We start from the raw sequence: 15,989 nt of genomic DNA, 5'->3' as shown, positions 1-15,989 counted from the left end.
GTGACTGCCCGGCCGGTCTTCCCCCGGCCGGTGTGCCTCAGGCCGAGTGCGCGAACCGCTCGCGCACGACCGGATGGGCGAACGGCCGCCCCCGTGCCAGGCGTTCCAGCTCGTCCAGCGCCGAGTCCGCCATCCGGTGCAGCTCACCGCCGAGCGAACCGGCGATGTGCGGGGTGAGCACCACGTTGTCCAGGTCGTACAGCGGGGAGCCGGGCGGCAGGATCTCCGGTTCGGTCACATCCAGTACGGCGTTCAACCGGCCGCCGGTCAGCTCGCGGGTCAGCGCGCCGGTGTCCACCAGCGCCCCGCGCGCGGTGTTGACCAGGGTGGCGCCGTCCGGCATCAGCCCCAGCCGCCGCTCGTCGATCAGGTGCCGGGTCTCGGGCAGCGCGGGCGCGTGCAGCGAGACCACGTCGCAGCGCTCGCACAGCTCGTCCAGGCCGACCGGCTCGACGCCGAGCGCGCGGGCGTCCTCGGCACTCAAGTAGGGGTCGTGCACGAGGAGTTCCATGTCATGGGGGGCGAGCAGGGCGATGACACGGCGCCCGGTGCGGGAGGCGCCGACGATACCGACGGCGCGCCGAAAGTTCCCGGCCTCGCGGTACTCGTGCTGCCAGGACACCTGGCCGCGCACGGCCCGGTACCGGTCGCGCGCGGCCAGCGCCCGCTTGTTGGCGAGCAGGATCATCGCCAGCGCGTACTCCGCCACCGGCAGCGCGTTGGCGTCGGCGGCCGAGGAGAGGGCGATGCCCCGCTCCCAGCAGGCGTCGGTGACGAAGCCGCGCACCGAGCCCGCGGCATGCACCACCGCCCGCAGCCGGGGCGCCCCGGCCAGCACCTCGGGGGTGAGGGGAGGGCAGCCCCAGAAGGTGAACAGCACGTCGGCGCGGGCGAGTTCGGCGGCGACGCCGGGGGCGGCGAAGTCGTCGGCGACCAGTGCGGGGTCCAGGTCGGCGAGACCGGTGAGCCGGGCCGTCCGCGCCGGGTCGAGCAGCAGGGGCCGCAGGTCGGGCCGCATGGCGAGCAGGACTCGGGGGCGGTGGGGCGCGGGCGAGGGCGAGGGCACGGGGGTCCGGGGGTGGCGGGACGCGGGGGGCAGGTCGGGCATAGAACTCCTCGGGTCATGGTGGGGGCCGCCTGTGCGGGCGGCGCTCCACGCGGGAGGTGCGGTACGTCGGCCCGTGGCCGCCGGGGTCACCACGCGGTCCGCATCACCACGCGGCCCGCGTCACCGCACGGTCCGACTCACCACGCGCCCGGGCTCACCACGTGCCCGGACTCACGCCGGGCGGACTGGCTCACCACCGGCGGACTGGCTCACCTCCGGCGGCCTGGCCGGAGGCGGTGGGCGACCCCGCGCCCAGCCACCCGGCGGCGGAGATCCTCCCGCTGCCCGTCTCGGCCACGGCGAGTTCCCCGGCCATCCGGTCGACGCCGTTCCGCTGCCCGATCCGGGCGACGGCGCTGTTCCGGCCGGCCGGACATCTTGCGCCTTCAGCATCCGGTCGGGTCCGTAACCCGTCAATGAGGTCGTGCGCATCCGGAACGACCCGGAAGTGTCCCCAGCCGTTCGGTATCCCCTTCTCCGCCCATTCACCCCCGTTCCTCCCTTCAGTGACCCGTCACCTCACCACCCCCCACCACCCCTCTGTCCCCACCGGGCCATCGGGGACTGCCCAACTCCCTTCCGGCACGCTAGGTTTCTTGCGTTTCCAACAGTTCGGAAGGTGGCGCGTGATGCTCTCTCCGGACCGGCACGACCTGCTCCTCGCCCATCTGCGGGAGCACGGCTCGGCGCGGATCAGCGACCTCGTGGGCCTGCTGGGGGTCTCCGACGTCACGGTGCGACGCGATGTCGAGGCCCTCGAACGCGAGGGTCTGGTACGGCGGTTCCACGGCGGTGTCGCCCTGGACCGCAGGGGCGGTACGACGGACCACGAGTCCGAACGGGCACCGGACACCGTGCGGTTGGGCCTGCTGCTGCCCAAAGGCCCCTACTTCCGGGAGGTGCTGGAGGGAGCCCGCGAGGCGGCGTCGGAACAGAACGCCGAACTCACCCTCGCCTTCTCCGACTACCAGCCCGAGCAGGACCTGGTCGCCATCCGCCGCCACCTGGACGACGGCGTCGACGGCCTGCTGCTGGCCCCGCCGCCCCTGGAGAACTCCCGCCACACCCGCTTCGAGGAACGTCTGCGCGAGCTGAGGGTCCCGGTGGTCCTGGTGGAACGCGAGCTGCGCTCCACGACCCTGGTCGACCGCCTGGACCACGTGGTCACCGACCATCAGGCGGGCGCCCGGCTGGCCGTGGAACACCTGGCCCGCCTCGGGCACCGCCGGATAGCCCTCATGGTCAAGGACCTGGGCCCGACGGCCCCCGCCGTCCGCCTCGGCCACGCCCACGCCCTGCGCGCCCTGGGCCTCGACCTGGACGCCCCCGTCCACGTGGTCCCGCAGCGCGAGACCTCCCCCCGCACCGAGCAGCGCGTCGACGAGGTCCTCGACGACCTCCGCGCCCACGGCGCCACCGCCGTCCTCGCCCACGGCGACGCGGAGGCCATCGTCCTGCTCCAACTGGCCGCGCAGCGCGGCCTCCGCGTCCCCCGGGACCTGGCGATCGTCTCCTACGACGACGAGGTCGCCGCCCTGGCCAGCGTCCCCCTGACCGCCGTCGCCCCACCGAAACGCGCCCTGGGCCGCAAGGGCGTCGAACTCCTCACCTCCCGCCTCCGCTCCCCCCACCCCCTCCCGGTCCACCACCTGACCCTTCAACCGGCCCTGGCGCTGCGAGCTTCCTGCGGGAGGGGCACGGGGAGCCGGGGGAGAAGGGGTTACTGAATCCGGGGCCGGCCGGGCAGGACTCCTGGGACCGGGACGGGCCACCGCCCGCCCCCGCCCTTGCCGCCGCACGCCCCGGCGCCTGCGGCCACCGGCCCGCAGGAGCGCGTCCCGGCCATGGCTCCCCGGTCACCGGTTGCCGGACACACCACCCGGGCCGCCCCCCGCCTCCTCGGGTGACGGCCGCCCCGCCCGTCCCGTCCGACGAGCGCCCTGCGCCGCGGACGCCGGTGTGCCGACCCTCGTCCTATGGGGGGCCTCGGAGCGGATTCCGCGTCGGCTCGGCCGCGGGCGGTCACGCTGCCCGCACCGCGGCCTGCCACAGGACCGGGTGGCGACGCTCGGACACGAGTGGGTCCTGCTGGAACCGGGTCTGCGGCCGCTGGCCCACGAGGTTCCGGCGGGGCACCGGTGGATCGAGCTGTCCGACGGACGGGTGACCGTCTACGGCGTCTGCCCACCGGATCAGTCCCAGCGGTGCCGCATCGAACACCGTCTCGCCTGCCCGGCCCGCCCCCTGCCCGACCTGTGGCCGTGGCTGACGGACCTGCGGGACGAGAAGGCGCGGCAGGCGGAAGGGCAGAGCGCACCGGAGCCGCCGGCGCCCCCCGAGGAGTGGCCGGACACCGGTTGACGAACGCGCGGGTCGCTCCCCGCCCTCCGCCCTCCCCGCTCACCGGTCCCAGGGCCGGCCCGCCGCCCCCTCACCTCTCCCGGGCAACCCGCTCCCGCCCCCGCGTCCCGTTGCTTATTGCCCTTTGCATATTGGTTGACCTGCGGGCAAGATGAATCCGATTCCCGACCGGCACGCGGCGGCCACCCCGGAAGCGGGCGGGCGGCGGAGGCCGGCGGGATGCGCAGGTGCGCGGCGTCGGCCGTGCGGGCTGAGCGGGGGCAGACATGGAACGTAGCAGTGCGAGAGGCGACCGGGCCCACTGTCCGGCCGTGACCTCCCCGGATCCGTCGATCCCGCCGGGCGCCCCCGCCCGGCCCCATCCCGCCTGACACCGGAGACCGGCCCGGCACCGCAGACCGGCCCGATATCAGAGATCGGCCCGATATCGGAGTCCGGCCCGCGCGGCCCGCACCCGGCGATCCCCGGGCGGTGAACCGACCCCGTCCCGAACCGCGTCGGTCCCGCCCAGGTCAACCGTGCCGCCGACCGGCGGGAACACCGGCGCCCGGCCGTGCCCGCGGCCGCCGGGCCACTCCTGTGCCATTCATCAGGAAACTCATGGCAATCACCGGATGTCAGCTCCGAACCAGGGCTACGGTGCTGATCGTTGTGCGCGACGCTACGTGGGGGGAAGGCGAGGGTGGACGACATGATCCTTCGGCTGCTGGGGCCGGTCGAGCTGGTCCACGAGGGTCGTGCGCTCGAGGTCGGCGGCCCGCGCCAGCGGGTGGTCCTGGCGATGCTGGGGCTGAACATCAACCGCACGCTGTCCACGGAACAGCTGATCGACGCGGTATGGGGCGACGCGCCCCCCGTCACCGCGCGCGGTCAGATCCAGGTCGCCGTCTCGACGCTCCGCAAGCAGTTCGCCCTGGCCGGCCGCCCCGACGCGATCAAGACCCGCGCGCCCGGCTACGTCCTCGAACTCGCCGCGGACGGTGTGGACAGCCTGGAGTTCGACCGGCTGGTCACCACCGCCCGCGAGCACTCCCGCGCCGGCCGCGTCACCGAGGCGGCGGCGGCCCTGCGCCAGGCCCTCGGCCTCTGGCGCGGCCCCGCCCTCGACGGCGTCCCCAGCGACTCCGTACGGCATGTGGCCCGGCATTACGACGACAGACGCCTGGCCGCGATCGAGGAGTGCCTGCGCCTCGACCTCCTGTTGGCCCGGCATGGCGAGGTCTGCGCGGAACTGACCGTGCTCATCGGCCGGTTCCCGCTGCGCGAGCGCCTCTACGAGCTCCTCATGCTGGCGCTGTACCGCTCCGGGCGGCAGGCGGAGGCGCTGGCGACGTTCCAGCGGGCCCGCAGAACCCTGGTCGAGGAGATGGGGATCGAGCCGGGGCAGGAACTGCGCGATCTGGAACAGGCGATCCTGACGCAGTCCCCGGCGCTCGACCTCCCCGCTCCGCCACCGGACCGGGACGTCCCCGCCCGCCCCGCCGCCGGGCCCGGCACCCGGGACACCGCGGACACCCCCGACGCGCGGGAGAGCGGCTTCCGTCTCATCCCCCGCCAGCTCCCCGCCACCATCGGCGACTTCACCGGCCGCCGCGCCCAGCTCGACGAGATCAAGGAACTGCTCGTCGCCTCCGCCCGGGCACAGAGCCCGGGCTACGCCGTGCCGATCGTGGACATCTCCGGCCCCGGCGGCGTCGGCAAGTCGGCCCTCGCCGTACGCGCCGCCCACGAGGTGAGCAAGCACTTCCCCGACGGCCATCTCTACGCCGACCTGCACACCGTCTCCGGCGACGCGCAGATCACCGCCCTGCTGGCCCGCTTCCTCCGGGCCCTCGGCATCCCGGCCAAGGCCATCCCGGACGACGCCCAGGAACGCGCCGAGATGTACCGCAGCAGACTCGCGGACAGCCGGGTGCTCGTGGTCCTGGACGGGGTGACCGGCGCCGGGCAGGTGACCCCGCTCCTGCCCGGCAGCGCCACCTGCGCGGTGATCACCACGAGCCGGGCCCGGCTGGCCGGCACGGACGGCGTCCGCGGGATCGACCTCGCCGCCTTCGACATGGCCAACGCCCTGGAACTGCTGGCCGGCATCGTCGGCCGCGAGCGCGTCCAGGCGGAACTCGACACGGCCGTCGAACTGGTCAACCTGTGCGACGCGCTGCCCCTGGCGCTGCGGATCGCCGGCGCCCGGCTGGCCTCCCACCCCCACTGGCGGATCGAGTGGCTGGTCCAGCGGCTACGGGACGAGCGCCGCCGGCTGGACGAGCTGAGCCACCGTGGCCTCGAACTGCGCTCCACCATCAGCCTGACGTACCGGGCGCTGCCCCCCTCCGCCCAGCGCCTGTTCCGGCTGTTCGCCCTGGTCCAGGCCCCCGACTCGCCGGCCTGGGTCGCCGCCGCGCTGCTGGACGCGGACCTCGGTGCCGCCGAGGACACCCTCGACGCCCTGGTCGAGGCGCAGGTCATGGACACCGTGCGATACCCGGACTCGCTCCGGCCGCGCTACCGCTTCCACGACCTCATCCGCGCCTACGCCCGCGAGGAACTCCTCGCCGCCGAACCCCCGAGGAGCAGGACGCCGCCCTGGCGCGCGTGCTCGGCGGCTGGCTCTCCCTGGTCGAGGAGGCCCACCGGGAGGAGTACGGCGGGGACTACACGATCATCCACGGCCACGCCGAGCGCTGGAAGCTCCCCGCGGACGCCGGCGCGGAGCCCGCCGCCCGGCCGATGGAGCGCCTCAGCGGGGAACGCCGGGCGCTGGTGACGGCCGTACGGCAGGCCGCCGCGGCCGGCCTGGACGAGCTGTGCTGGGACCTCGCCCTCACCTCGGTCACCCTGTTCGAGGCCAAGGGGTACTTCGACGACTGGAAGGAGACCACGCGCCTGGCCTACGAGGCGTCGGCCCGGGCCGGAAACCGCATCGGCCAGGCGGCGATGTCGTACTCGCTGGGCACCCTGCACATGTTCCAGACCCGCATGGAGCAGGCGGACGAGCGCTTCGGTCAGGCGCGTGAGCTGTTCGAGGCGGCGGGCCACGACCACGGGCGCGCCCTGGTGCTGCGCAACGCCGCCTACCTGGACAGCGTGCGCGGGGACGACGCCGCCATGCGGGAGAAGTACGACGAGGCGCTGGCCATCACCAGACTGGTGGGCGACCGGATCGGCGAGGCGCACATCCTGCGCAGCCTGGCCGGCTGGTGGCTGGCCTCGGGAAACACCGAACGCGCCCGGGCGCTGCTGGAGCAGGCCCTCACCATCTCCCGGGAGGAGAACTGCCTGCGCGTCCAGGCGCAGGTGCTCCAGCGGTTCGCCGAGCTCCACCTCGCGATCGACCAGCCGCGCCAGGCCCAGGAGGCGCTCCAGGAGGTCCTGCGGATCGTGCGGGACAGCGGCGACCGGATCGGCGAGGCGTACGCGCTGTACGGCCTCGGCGCGCTCCGCCGCCGGGAGAAGCGGCTGGACAGCGCCACCGACACGCTGACCCGCGCCCTGCATCTGTCGCGGCAGGTGGGGGAGAGGCTCGTCGAGGCCAGGTCGCGCTACGCGCTCGCCGAGATCGCCCTGGTCCGCGGCGATCACCAGCTGGCCTCGGCGCAACTGGAGGCGGCGCGCGACCTGTTCGCCGACCTCGGCTCCCGGACCTGGCTGGAACGGACCGAGGACCTGATGGTCGAGGCCGGCGGCCCGAACACCGCCGCCAGCGGGGCTACGACCGCCACCTGAACCCCGCCGGCGAGGGACCCGGACGCCCCGGTCGCCGGACAACTCCGCTTCCGCACAGCGGAGTTCGCCCCTCACCTCCGGTGCTCGCCCCGGCTCAGCCCCGTGCCGTGCCCGGTTCCCCGCAAGCCGCCGCCACCGCCCGCAGCCGCTCCGCGCGGTCCACGCGTTCCCAGGTGAAGTCGGGCAGTTCGCGGCCGAAGTGACCGTACGCGGCCGTCTGGGCGTAGATCGGCCGCAGCAGGTCGAGGTCGCGGATGATCGCCGCCGGCCGCAGGTCGAAGACCTCGATCACCGCGTCCTGGATGCGCGCCACCGGCACGGTCTCGGTGCCGAAGGTCTCCACGAACAGGCCGACGGGCTCCGCCTTGCCGATCGCGTACGCCACCTGCACCTCGGCGCGCCGGGCCAGACCGGCCGCCACGATGTTCTTGGCGACCCAGCGCATCGCGTACGCGGCACTGCGGTCCACCTTGGACGGGTCCTTGCCCGAGAACGCGCCGCCACCGTGCCGCGCCATACCGCCGTACGTGTCGATGATGATCTTCCGCCCGGTCAGACCCGCGTCCCCCATCGGACCGCCGATCTCGAACCGGCCGGTGGGGTTGACCAGCAGGCGGTAGCCCTCGGTGGCGATGCCGAGGGCGGCCAGCTCGGGCTCCACCACCTGCGCGCGGATGTCCGGGACGAGGGTCCCCTCCAGATCGGTGTCCGCGGCGTGCTGCGCGGAGATGACGACCGTGTCGAGACGGACCGGCCGGTCGCCGTCGTACTCGATGGTGACCTGCGTCTTCCCGTCGGGGCGCAGATACGGCAGGGTGCCGTTCCTGCGGACCTCGGACAGCCGCCGGGACAGCCGGTGGGCCAGGGTGATCGGCAGGGGCATCAGCTCCGGCGTCTCGTCGCAGGCGTAGCCGAACATCAGGCCCTGGTCGCCCGCGCCCTGCCGGTCCAGCTCGTCGCGCTCGCCACCCGCGGCGGCGCCCCCGACCCGCGACTCGTACGCCGTGTCCACACCCCGCGCGATGTCCGGGGACTGCGCGCCGATGGACACGGAGATGCCGCAGGAGGCGCCGTCGAAGCCCTTGAGCGAACTGTCGTAGCCGATCTGGAGGATGCGGTCGCGCACCAGGGCCGCGATCGGGGCGTACGCGGTGGTCGTCACCTCGCCCGCGACATGCACCAGGCCGGTGGTGACCAGGGTCTCCACGGCGACCCGGGAGCCCGGGTCCTCCTTGAGGAGGGCGTCGAGAATGGTGTCGCTGATCTGGTCGGCGATCTTGTCGGGATGGCCCTCGGTCACGGACTCCGAGGTGAACAGACGACGTGACACGGTGACTCCTCAGGACGTGGCGGTCAGTGGTGGTTGCGCGGGCTCGCCATCGAAGCGGCCCCGGCCCGCGCGGCGGCCGCTTCCGGCGCCGGTTCGTCCCCGGCCCAGACGTCACCCCGGATCAGCAGCTCGCCCGGTACGGCCCGGCGCACCACGAGGTAGACCTCGTCGCCCGGCACCCCGAGCAGGGCGCTCAGCTCGTCGCGCAGCAGCCGCAGCAGCCGGCCCACGGTCTCCCGCGGATACGTCGCCTTGCAGGTGATGAAGCCGATCGGGGCACGCGGGTGGCCGGCCGGGCGGTCCCATTCGGGCCGGTGCGCCGCGTCGTCGTCGAGCCGCTGCCAGGTCACCCAGCAGTGCTGCGGGGCGATGCCCAGCAGCCCGGTGACCGCCTCGGCGATCTTCGCCAGGGCGGGACGGCCGGGGCCGGCGTCGGGCGACATCAGGGTGATGACGGGCATGGAACTGCCTTTCTCGGCGGGGATGTCTCGGGCCTGTGGTCGTCGCGCGGGCCTGCGGCCGCCCGCGCGCTCACCCGACGAGCGTGGCGAGCAGCTCCGACCGGTCGACCTTCCCGTTGGCCGTCACCGGCAGCCGCTCCACCCGCCGCACGACGTCCGGCACGGCGTGCGCGGGCAGCCGCAGGGACAGGGAGCGGCGCAGCAGCACCGGGTCCTCCTCCGTCTCGGCGGCGGAGGTGTAGAACAGCGCGAGCCGGTCGTAGTTGCCCAGTTCGCCCGGGACCGGGACGGCCACGCAGCGGGTGACGCCGGGGAGCCCGGCCGCGTGGGTCTCGATCTCCTCCGGCTCGATGCGGTAGCCGCGGATCTTGACCTGGCGGTCGGTGCGCCCGGTGAAGTGGAGGACGCCGTCGGTGTCCCGCAGGCCGTGGTCGCCGGTCCGGTAGAGCCGGGTGCCGGCCGACGGGTGCCCGGTGAAGCGCGCGGCGGTGAGGTCCGGGTCGCCGAGGTAGCCGAGCGCCAGCCCCGCCCCGCCGACGCACAGCTCGCCGGTGACCCCGGGCGGACACTCCCGCCCCGCCTCGTCCAGCACATGCACCCGGGTGCCGGGGACCGGGCGGCCGATGGGAACGCCGTGCTCCGCCGCGCAGTCCGCCGCGGTGATGGGGTGCACGCTGGCGAACACGCAACTCTCCACCGGACCGTAGCCGTTGAACAACTCGGTTTGGGGGTGCGCGGTGAGGAACCGGCCCACGTGCGCGGCCGACAGCCGCTCCCCGCCGATGTAGAGGCGGCGCAGGCCCCGGAAGCAGTCCGGGTCGATCTCGGTGAACAGGTTGAACAGGGACGACGTGAGCCAGGCGGTGTCGAGGGCGCGGGTGTCGATCAGGTGGCGCAGCGTGTCCGGCAGGAGGTAGTCCTCCGCGGCGGTGACACAGGTGCCGCCGGTGGTGAGCATCCCCCACAGCTCCAGGGAGAAGGCGTCCCAGGACGCGGGGGCCGCCTGCAGCATGACCGTGCCGGGGCCGAAGGCGAGGGGCCCGTCCGCCGTGAACAGCCGGGTGGTGGCCGCGTGCGGGGACACCACGCCCTTCGGGGTGCCGCTGGTGCCGGAGGTGAAGAAGACGGTGGCGGGCACGTCGGCCGGCCCGTCGTAGGCACGGAACGCGCTCCCGCCGTCCCGGGTGGCGGCCGCGTCCGTGAACGCGTCGAATCCGGCCGGGGGCTGCCACACCGGCCAGGGCCCGAACCGCATCCCGGACGGCTCTCCCGTCGTCTCACCGGAGTCCGTCACCAGCACCGGACCGCCGAGCTGCCCGAGCACGGACTCGATCCGCTCCCGGGGCCACCTCGGGTCCAGCGCGGCGTACCCGGCACCGCACTTGAGCACCGCGAGCAGGGCGACGTACAGCCGGGCCGAGCGCGGCAGCAGGACGGGGACCAGGGTGCCCGGCCCCGCGCCGGCCGCCGCCAGGGCGGCCGCCCAGGCGTCCGCCGCCGCGTCGAGCGTGGCGTAGTCGAGCCGGGTGGAGCCGTCCACCACGGCCGGCGCGTTCGGCCGGGTCCTGGCCCGGTGTGCGACCGCCCGGTGGATGAGGCCGACTCCCATGGAAATCCCTCCGGTTCCGCAGACGGTACGAGGACCGGGCCGACCGGAATTCCGGCAACCCGCCACCGATACTCCGCCCCCTTCACTCGCGGTGTCACGTACCCGAATCCGGGGACAGCGCCCGCCGTTGACTTCATGGGCCATGGAATCGGAATCTGACGGGGCCGGGCAGCCACCTCGGCTTTCCACAAGGGGGTTGATCTCCATGAGCGTTGCCGGACCGGAAGACCGTGTTCTTCCCACACCGGCCCTGGCGGGACACGGCAGCGGTGTCCAACTGCTGGACTACGACGCCGTCCCCGGGCGCTCCGGGGCCGCCGGCGCCCCCGGCAGCATGCTCCTGCTGCACGGATTCGGCGGCGACAAGACCCAGCTGAGGCCCATCGGCGACGCCCTGTGCCCGCCCGGTTCCGTCGCCGTCCACCCCTCGCTGCGTGCCCACGGCGACAGCCACCGGCCGGCCTGGGGCTACTCGGTCCTGGACTTCTCCGCCGACCTGCACCGCGTCGCCGACATCCTCCCGGGCGAGGTGCACCTGGTCGGATACTCGTACGGCGGCCTGGTGGCGGCCGTCTCCGCGGTCACCTGGGGAGCGTCCCGGGTGCGCAGCCTCGTGGTGATCGACCAGTCCTTCGACGCGCACCCCGCGCTGCACGAGGCCGACGAATGGGCCGAGGGCAGCCTGCTGCGCTGGACCTACGACTTCGGGCACCTGCCGGACCTGCTGGAGCGCCTCGGCGTCCCGGTCCTGGTGCTGGCCGGCGCCGGCAGCCGCAACATCCTGCCCGGCGAACGCGAGCGCCTCGCGGCCCGCGGCGGGACGCTCCGGCTCGAAACCATCCGGGGATCGCACGCCGACTGTTATCGCAATACGGCCGAGATCACCGCGGTGATGCGTGATTTCTACCAGGACGTATTCCCCGGGATTCCCGGCAGGGAAAACGCCGAGGAGGGCGAAGTCGCATGAAATCCCGTCTTGTCGAGGAAGGCCCCGCCCGCACCCTTGTGCTCGGCACGCTCGCCAATTCCCTCGGAAACGGCGTCTTCGTGACCTGTTCCGCCCTCTATTTCACCCGGATCGCGGGCTTCACCCCGGCCCAGCTCGGCCTCGGCCTGAGCATCGCGGGCATCGCCGGACTGTTCGCGGGCGTCCCCTTCGGACACCTCGCCGACCGCAGGGGCCCGCGCGGCACCGCGGCGGCCCTCCTCGTCCTCGCGGGCCTCGCCACCGCCGCCTACCTGCTGACCGACGCGTATCCGCTGTTCATCGTGTTCGCCTTCCTGTACGCGCTGTTCGACCGCGGGGCCTACGCGGCCCGCCAGGCACTGATCCCGGCCGTCCTCGAGGGCGAGAACCTGGTCCGGGTCCGCGCCAAGATCCGTGTCGTCACCAATGTGGGCGTCTCGGCCGGCGCCGCGCTCGGCGGCCTCGCCCTGCTGTGGGACACCGGAACCGCGTACCGGCTCACCTTCCTGCTCAACGCGCTGAGCTTCGTCGTCTGCGGCCTGGTGTTCCTGCGGCTGCCCGCCGTACCGCCCGCCCCGCAGCGCCCGCCGGGCGAACCCCGGCTCGCGGTGCTGCGCGACACCCCGTACGCGCTGCTCGCCGTGCTCAACATGGTGATGCAGCTGCACATCCCGATCCTCGAGGTGATCCTGCCGCTGTGGATCGCGCTGCACACCGGCGCCCCGCACGCGCTCACCGCCGTACTCCTCCTCCTGAACACCCTCGCCTGCGTGGGCCTCCAGGTCCCCGTGACCAAGAAGATCGACGAACTGCGCTCCGCCGTCCGCGCCTTCCGCGTCGCCGGAGTGGCCCTGCTCGGCTGCTGCGCGGCCTTCGCGCTCTCCTCGGGCCGCGGCCCCTGGGCCGCGACCGTGACGCTGGTGGTGGCCGCGGCCCTGCACGTGTACGGCGAGATGGTCCAGTCGGCCGGCTCCTGGGTGATCGGCTACGAACTCGCCCCGCCCACCAGACAGGGCCAGTACCAGGGCCTGTTCAACACCGGCATCGCGGCGGTGCAGATGTTCGGCCCGGTCTCCCTGACCCTGCTCCTCATCGACTGGGGCACCCCCGGCTGGCTGACCCTGGGCGCGGTCTTCCTCGCCGGCGGACTGGCCATGGCACCGGCCGTGCGCTGGGCCGAGCGCCGCCGGGCCGGGTCCGCGGCAGCCGCCCCCGCGCCGGCCACCGCCGCCTGACCGCCCTCCCGCATCACATCCCCTACGACACACCGGACGAGGGAGACGATGACTCACCCCCACCCGACCACGGACCCCGGGCGCGACGGAGTGGAACTTCAACTGGCCGATGTGTGGCGCCGGTTGCTGGGCCGCGACGACGTCGGCATCCACGACGACTTCTTCTCGCTCGGCGGCCACTCGCTGCTCGCCATCAAGCTGACCGTCGAGGTGCGCAGGCTCTTCCAGGTCGACCTGACCGCCGCCGACCTGCTCGCCGCGGCCACCGTCGCCGAGCTCGCGGAGATCGTCCGCCGGGGCACGGCCGACCGGCAGGGCCAGCTGGTCCGCATCCAGCAGGGCACGGGCGGCAGCCCGGTGTACGCCCTGCCGCCGGTGTCCGGAACCGTGCTGCTCTACCCGCCCATCGCCCGCGCCATGGGCCTCGACCAGCCCTTCTGGGCCGTCCAGTCGCTCGGACTGCTGCCCGGCGAGGAGCCGCTCACCTCGATCGAGGAGATCTGCGAGCACGTCATCGAGCAGCTGCGCGCCGTCCACCCCGAGGGCGCCGAGTGGAACCTGATGGGCTACTCGATGGGCGGACTGCTCGCCTACGAGACCGCCCGCCGCCTCAGGGAACGCGGCGAACGCGTCGGGCTCGTCGGCCTGCTCGACACCCGCATCACCGTCGAGCCCAGCGCCGACCCGGACTTCGCGCTGCGCGCCCTGCTGTGGCGCGGACTCAAACTGGAGCTGGACATCGACTGGCTGCGCGGCCTTGGCCCGGACGCCCGGGCGAAGGCCCTGGTGGAACGGGCCGTCGAGGCCGGCACCATGCCCGCCGACTTCGACGCGGACCGGCTGCGCCGCATGATCGACATGTACCAGTTCAACCTGGACGCCCTCGCGGCCTACGAGATCGAGCCGTACGACGGCCCGGTCACCGTCTTCCGCGTCACCGACCGCTCGATGGAGGGCGGGACGCTCCCCGAGGACCTGGGCTGGAGCGAGGTCGCCGAGCGCGCCGTCGTCGTCGACGTCCCCGGCGACCACTTCACGATGGTCGAGCCCGGCCAGGTCGAGGTCCTCGGCCGCCGACTGCGCGAACAGCTCGACCTGGCGTCCGCGCCCGCCGTCGCCTCCTGACCCCCGCGACCCGCAGAGGAGTACCCGTGCAGGAGCCGAACGGCACCGCACCCTCGTACGTCTTCCAGCCCATCGGCGTCGTCCGCTCGCCCCGCCGGGTGCCCGAGCACGACCACTGGGGCGAGGTCACCTCCGTCATCGAGCTGGACCCGGAGCGGCTGCGGCCCGAGGCCGTGACCGGCCTGGAGCGGTTCTCGCACCTGGAGATCGTCTTCCACTTCCATCTGATCCCCGAGACGGCGGCCGTCACCGGCGACCGCCACCCCCGGGACCGCACGGACCTGCCCCGCCTCGGCATCCTCGCCCAGCGGCTGAAGGAACGCCCGAACCGGCTCGGCGTCTCGCGCTGCGAACTGGTCCGGGTCGACGGCCTGACCCTGCACGTCCGGGCGCTCGACGCGCTGGACGGCACCCCGGTCCTCGACGTCAAGCCGTACCAGAAGCTCTTCGCGCCGCCGCCGGAGACGGTCCGCGAACCGGACTGGCTGCACGAGGCCATGTCCCGGTACTACGCCCCCTGACGCACAGCACGCTCCTCGCGCCCTTTCGCACCGCCCGGCGCGGTCACAAGCCACCCGGGCCCCCAACAGCCAAGGAGTCCCATGTCTGTCACCACCACCGACGGCACCCCGGTCGATCTGGAGCTCAACCTCGGCCGCCTCCTCGACCGCAACCCCCAGCTCCAGATCCCCCGCGACGAGTACAACATCAACGTCACCTCGAACGAGGGCGACCGGCTCGGCGCCGACGAACTCGCCGCCGAGTACGGCCGGTTCCCGGGCGCCGGACACCCGGCCCACCTGTACTTCCACCTCCCGCTGTGCAACTACATCTGTCACTTCTGCAACTACGTCAAGCGCCTGGTGCCGCGCGGCAAGGAGGACGGCGCCCTGCGGCTGTGGTCCGACCTCCTCATCGAGGAGTCCCGCCGCTACCTGGAGCGCTACGACTGGATACCCCGGGCCCGCATCGAGTCGTTCTACATCGGCGGCGGCACCGCGGCCCTGCTGCTCAACAGCCCCGAGTACATCCGGCCGCTGGTCGAGCACGTCCGGGAGAACTACGAGCTCTCCGACGAGATCGAGTTCAACATCGAGGGCAACCCGGAGAACTTCCAGGAGCACCACCTGGAGACCGCGCGGGAGCTGGGCTTCAACCGGTTCAGCCTCGGCGTGCAGTCGCTCCAGGACGAGGTGAACGACTTCACCAAGCGCCGCCACTCCACGGCCCAGTCGATCGAGGCCATCAAGAACCTGCTCGCGACCGGCTGCCCCTTCAACGTCGACATGATGTTCGGACTGCCGTACCAGACCCCGGAGTCGGTGCGCCGCGACATGGAGATCCTCACCGGTCTCGGCGTCCCCACCATCACCATCTACCGGCTGCGCAACGCCGACCGCGAGGAGATGGGCATCGGCAACCGCGCGGTCTGGAACAACCCCGCGGTGCGCGAACGGCTCATCAGCGAGGGCCGGTTCCCCGAGCTGGACTCGACCTACGCGATGCGCCAGGAGGCCGTGGAGGTCCTGCTGGAGCAGGGCTACTACCCGAGCCCCTGCGGCTGGTGGAGCCGGCCCGGCACCTACGAGGGCGGCAACATCCCGCAGACCTCGAAGAACAAGTGGGAGCACTACAACACCATGATCGCGTACGGTCCCGGTGCCTACGGCTGGCTCACCGGCGACCAGGAGGAGTTCCTCCAGACGCACAACATCACCGACATCAGCAAGTACGTGTCGTTCATGCAGAACAACGAGGGCCTGCCGCTCAACTTCGGCCGCCGGCTCAGCGGCCACAAGGCCATCGGCACCGCCCTCGGCTTCAACTTCAAGGCCAACCAGCCGATCGACCTCGCCCGCTACCAGGAGCGCTTCGGCGCCGATCTGCTGGAGACGGAGCCCTTCGCCTCCGCCTTCGGCGAGCTGATCGAGCGCGGACTGGTCGAGAAGGTCAACGACGGCGCCGCCCTCAAGCCGACCCTGGACGGCGAGGCGCTGCACGAGGAGATCATCTTCCACTACTTCCACCAGCGCATCGGCCTGTCCGACGCGCCCGTGTGCCGGCGGTGAC

At 73.2% G+C, this 15,989-nt stretch carries 13 protein-coding genes; 9 read left to right on the top strand and 4 right to left on the bottom strand.

Annotated elements, in window-relative coordinates:
- Positions 1-37: 37 nt before the first annotated feature.
- The gene (locus GHR20_RS12060; protein WP_153815942.1) at positions 38-1,018 is read right to left on the bottom strand and encodes a hydroxyacid dehydrogenase; all 981 of its coding nucleotides are present in this window, start codon (positions 1,016-1,018) and stop codon (positions 38-40) included.
- 719 nt (positions 1,019-1,737) lie between these two features.
- Here GHR20_RS12060 and GHR20_RS12055 point away from each other — a divergent pair.
- From GHR20_RS12055 to GHR20_RS38330, 4 genes are all read left to right on the top strand, one after another.
- Positions 1,738-2,835 (top strand): LacI family DNA-binding transcriptional regulator, encoded by a 1,098-nt coding sequence (locus GHR20_RS12055; protein ID WP_194858869.1) that lies wholly within the window; start codon positions 1,738-1,740, stop codon positions 2,833-2,835.
- 232 nt (positions 2,836-3,067) lie between these two features.
- Positions 3,068-3,469: a DUF6083 domain-containing protein gene (locus GHR20_RS12050; RefSeq protein ID WP_275549643.1), complete on the top strand. Its 402-nt coding sequence runs from the start codon at positions 3,068-3,070 to the stop codon at positions 3,467-3,469.
- A gap of 691 nt (positions 3,470-4,160) precedes the next feature.
- Entirely contained in the window at positions 4,161-6,233 is a 2,073-nt protein-coding gene (locus GHR20_RS12045; RefSeq protein ID WP_153813169.1) for a BTAD domain-containing putative transcriptional regulator, read from the top strand.
- Positions 6,197-7,192, top strand: coding sequence for a tetratricopeptide repeat protein (locus GHR20_RS38330; RefSeq protein WP_343336041.1), 996 nt, complete (start codon positions 6,197-6,199; stop codon positions 7,190-7,192). The genes GHR20_RS12045 and GHR20_RS38330 overlap by 37 nt, the downstream gene beginning before the upstream one ends.
- Before the next feature lie 94 nt (positions 7,193-7,286).
- On the opposite strand, the gene metK is transcribed toward GHR20_RS38330, so the two are convergent.
- From metK to GHR20_RS12030, 3 genes are all read right to left on the bottom strand, one after another.
- Positions 7,287-8,522 carry a methionine adenosyltransferase gene (metK, locus tag GHR20_RS12040; RefSeq protein WP_153813168.1) on the bottom strand — a complete coding sequence of 412 codons (1,236 nt, stop codon included), beginning with the start codon at positions 8,520-8,522 and terminating at the stop codon, positions 7,287-7,289.
- A 23-nt stretch (positions 8,523-8,545) separates the two neighbouring features.
- Entirely contained in the window at positions 8,546-8,983 is a 438-nt protein-coding gene (locus GHR20_RS12035) for a hypothetical protein (protein WP_153813167.1), read from the bottom strand.
- 70 nt (positions 8,984-9,053) lie between these two features.
- The gene (locus GHR20_RS12030; protein ID WP_194858868.1) at positions 9,054-10,592 is read right to left on the bottom strand and encodes an amino acid adenylation domain-containing protein; all 1,539 of its coding nucleotides are present in this window, start codon (positions 10,590-10,592) and stop codon (positions 9,054-9,056) included.
- Between the two features lie 205 nt (positions 10,593-10,797).
- On the opposite strand from GHR20_RS12030, the gene GHR20_RS12025 reads away from it, so the two are divergent.
- The 5 genes from GHR20_RS12025 to GHR20_RS12005 all read left to right on the top strand — a co-directional run bounded on the left by GHR20_RS12025 (position 10,798) and on the right by GHR20_RS12005 (position 15,988).
- On the top strand, positions 10,798-11,559 hold the full coding sequence (locus GHR20_RS12025; RefSeq protein ID WP_161214868.1) for an alpha/beta fold hydrolase: 762 nt from the start codon (positions 10,798-10,800) through the stop codon (positions 11,557-11,559).
- Complete coding sequence (locus GHR20_RS12020; RefSeq protein WP_153813165.1) at positions 11,556-12,794, top strand: MFS transporter; 1,239 nt, start codon at positions 11,556-11,558, stop codon at positions 12,792-12,794. The genes GHR20_RS12025 and GHR20_RS12020 overlap by 4 nt, the downstream gene beginning before the upstream one ends.
- Before the next feature lie 48 nt (positions 12,795-12,842).
- The gene (locus tag GHR20_RS12015; protein WP_153813164.1) at positions 12,843-13,919 is read left to right on the top strand and encodes a thioesterase domain-containing protein; all 1,077 of its coding nucleotides are present in this window, start codon (positions 12,843-12,845) and stop codon (positions 13,917-13,919) included.
- Between the two features lie 26 nt (positions 13,920-13,945).
- On the top strand, positions 13,946-14,440 hold the full coding sequence (locus tag GHR20_RS12010; protein WP_111584678.1) for an SAM-dependent methyltransferase: 495 nt from the start codon (positions 13,946-13,948) through the stop codon (positions 14,438-14,440).
- Between the two features lie 81 nt (positions 14,441-14,521).
- On the top strand, positions 14,522-15,988 hold the full coding sequence (locus GHR20_RS12005; RefSeq protein ID WP_111584677.1) for a radical SAM protein: 1,467 nt from the start codon (positions 14,522-14,524) through the stop codon (positions 15,986-15,988).
- Position 15,989: the final 1 nt, after the last annotated feature.

This window comes from Streptomyces sp. SUK 48, assembly GCF_009650765.1.
In the GTDB taxonomy this organism is placed as follows: domain Bacteria; phylum Actinomycetota; class Actinomycetes; order Streptomycetales; family Streptomycetaceae; genus Streptomyces.
The sequence above is the reverse complement of the archived record's forward strand: the minus strand, read 5'-3'. Positions and strand labels throughout refer to the sequence as shown.

Coding starts and splice junctions, on each gene's coding strand:
- GHR20_RS12015 (WP_153813164.1), top strand. CDS start 12,843: ATGACTCACCCCCACCCGACCACGGACCCCGGGCGCGACGGAGTGGAA.
- GHR20_RS12045 (WP_153813169.1), top strand. CDS start 4,161: ATGATCCTTCGGCTGCTGGGGCCGGTCGAGCTGGTCCACGAGGGTCGT.
- GHR20_RS12035 (WP_153813167.1), bottom strand. CDS start 8,983: ATGCCCGTCATCACCCTGATGTCGCCCGACGCCGGCCCCGGCCGTCCC.
- GHR20_RS12005 (WP_111584677.1), top strand. CDS start 14,522: ATGTCTGTCACCACCACCGACGGCACCCCGGTCGATCTGGAGCTCAAC.
- GHR20_RS12030 (WP_194858868.1), bottom strand. CDS start 10,592: ATGGGAGTCGGCCTCATCCACCGGGCGGTCGCACACCGGGCCAGGACC.
- GHR20_RS12060 (WP_153815942.1), bottom strand. CDS start 1,018: ATGCGGCCCGACCTGCGGCCCCTGCTGCTCGACCCGGCGCGGACGGCC.
- GHR20_RS12025 (WP_161214868.1), top strand. CDS start 10,798: ATGAGCGTTGCCGGACCGGAAGACCGTGTTCTTCCCACACCGGCCCTG.
- GHR20_RS12055 (WP_194858869.1), top strand. CDS start 1,738: ATGCTCTCTCCGGACCGGCACGACCTGCTCCTCGCCCATCTGCGGGAG.
- GHR20_RS12020 (WP_153813165.1), top strand. CDS start 11,556: ATGAAATCCCGTCTTGTCGAGGAAGGCCCCGCCCGCACCCTTGTGCTC.
- GHR20_RS38330 (WP_343336041.1), top strand. CDS start 6,197: ATGGAGCGCCTCAGCGGGGAACGCCGGGCGCTGGTGACGGCCGTACGG.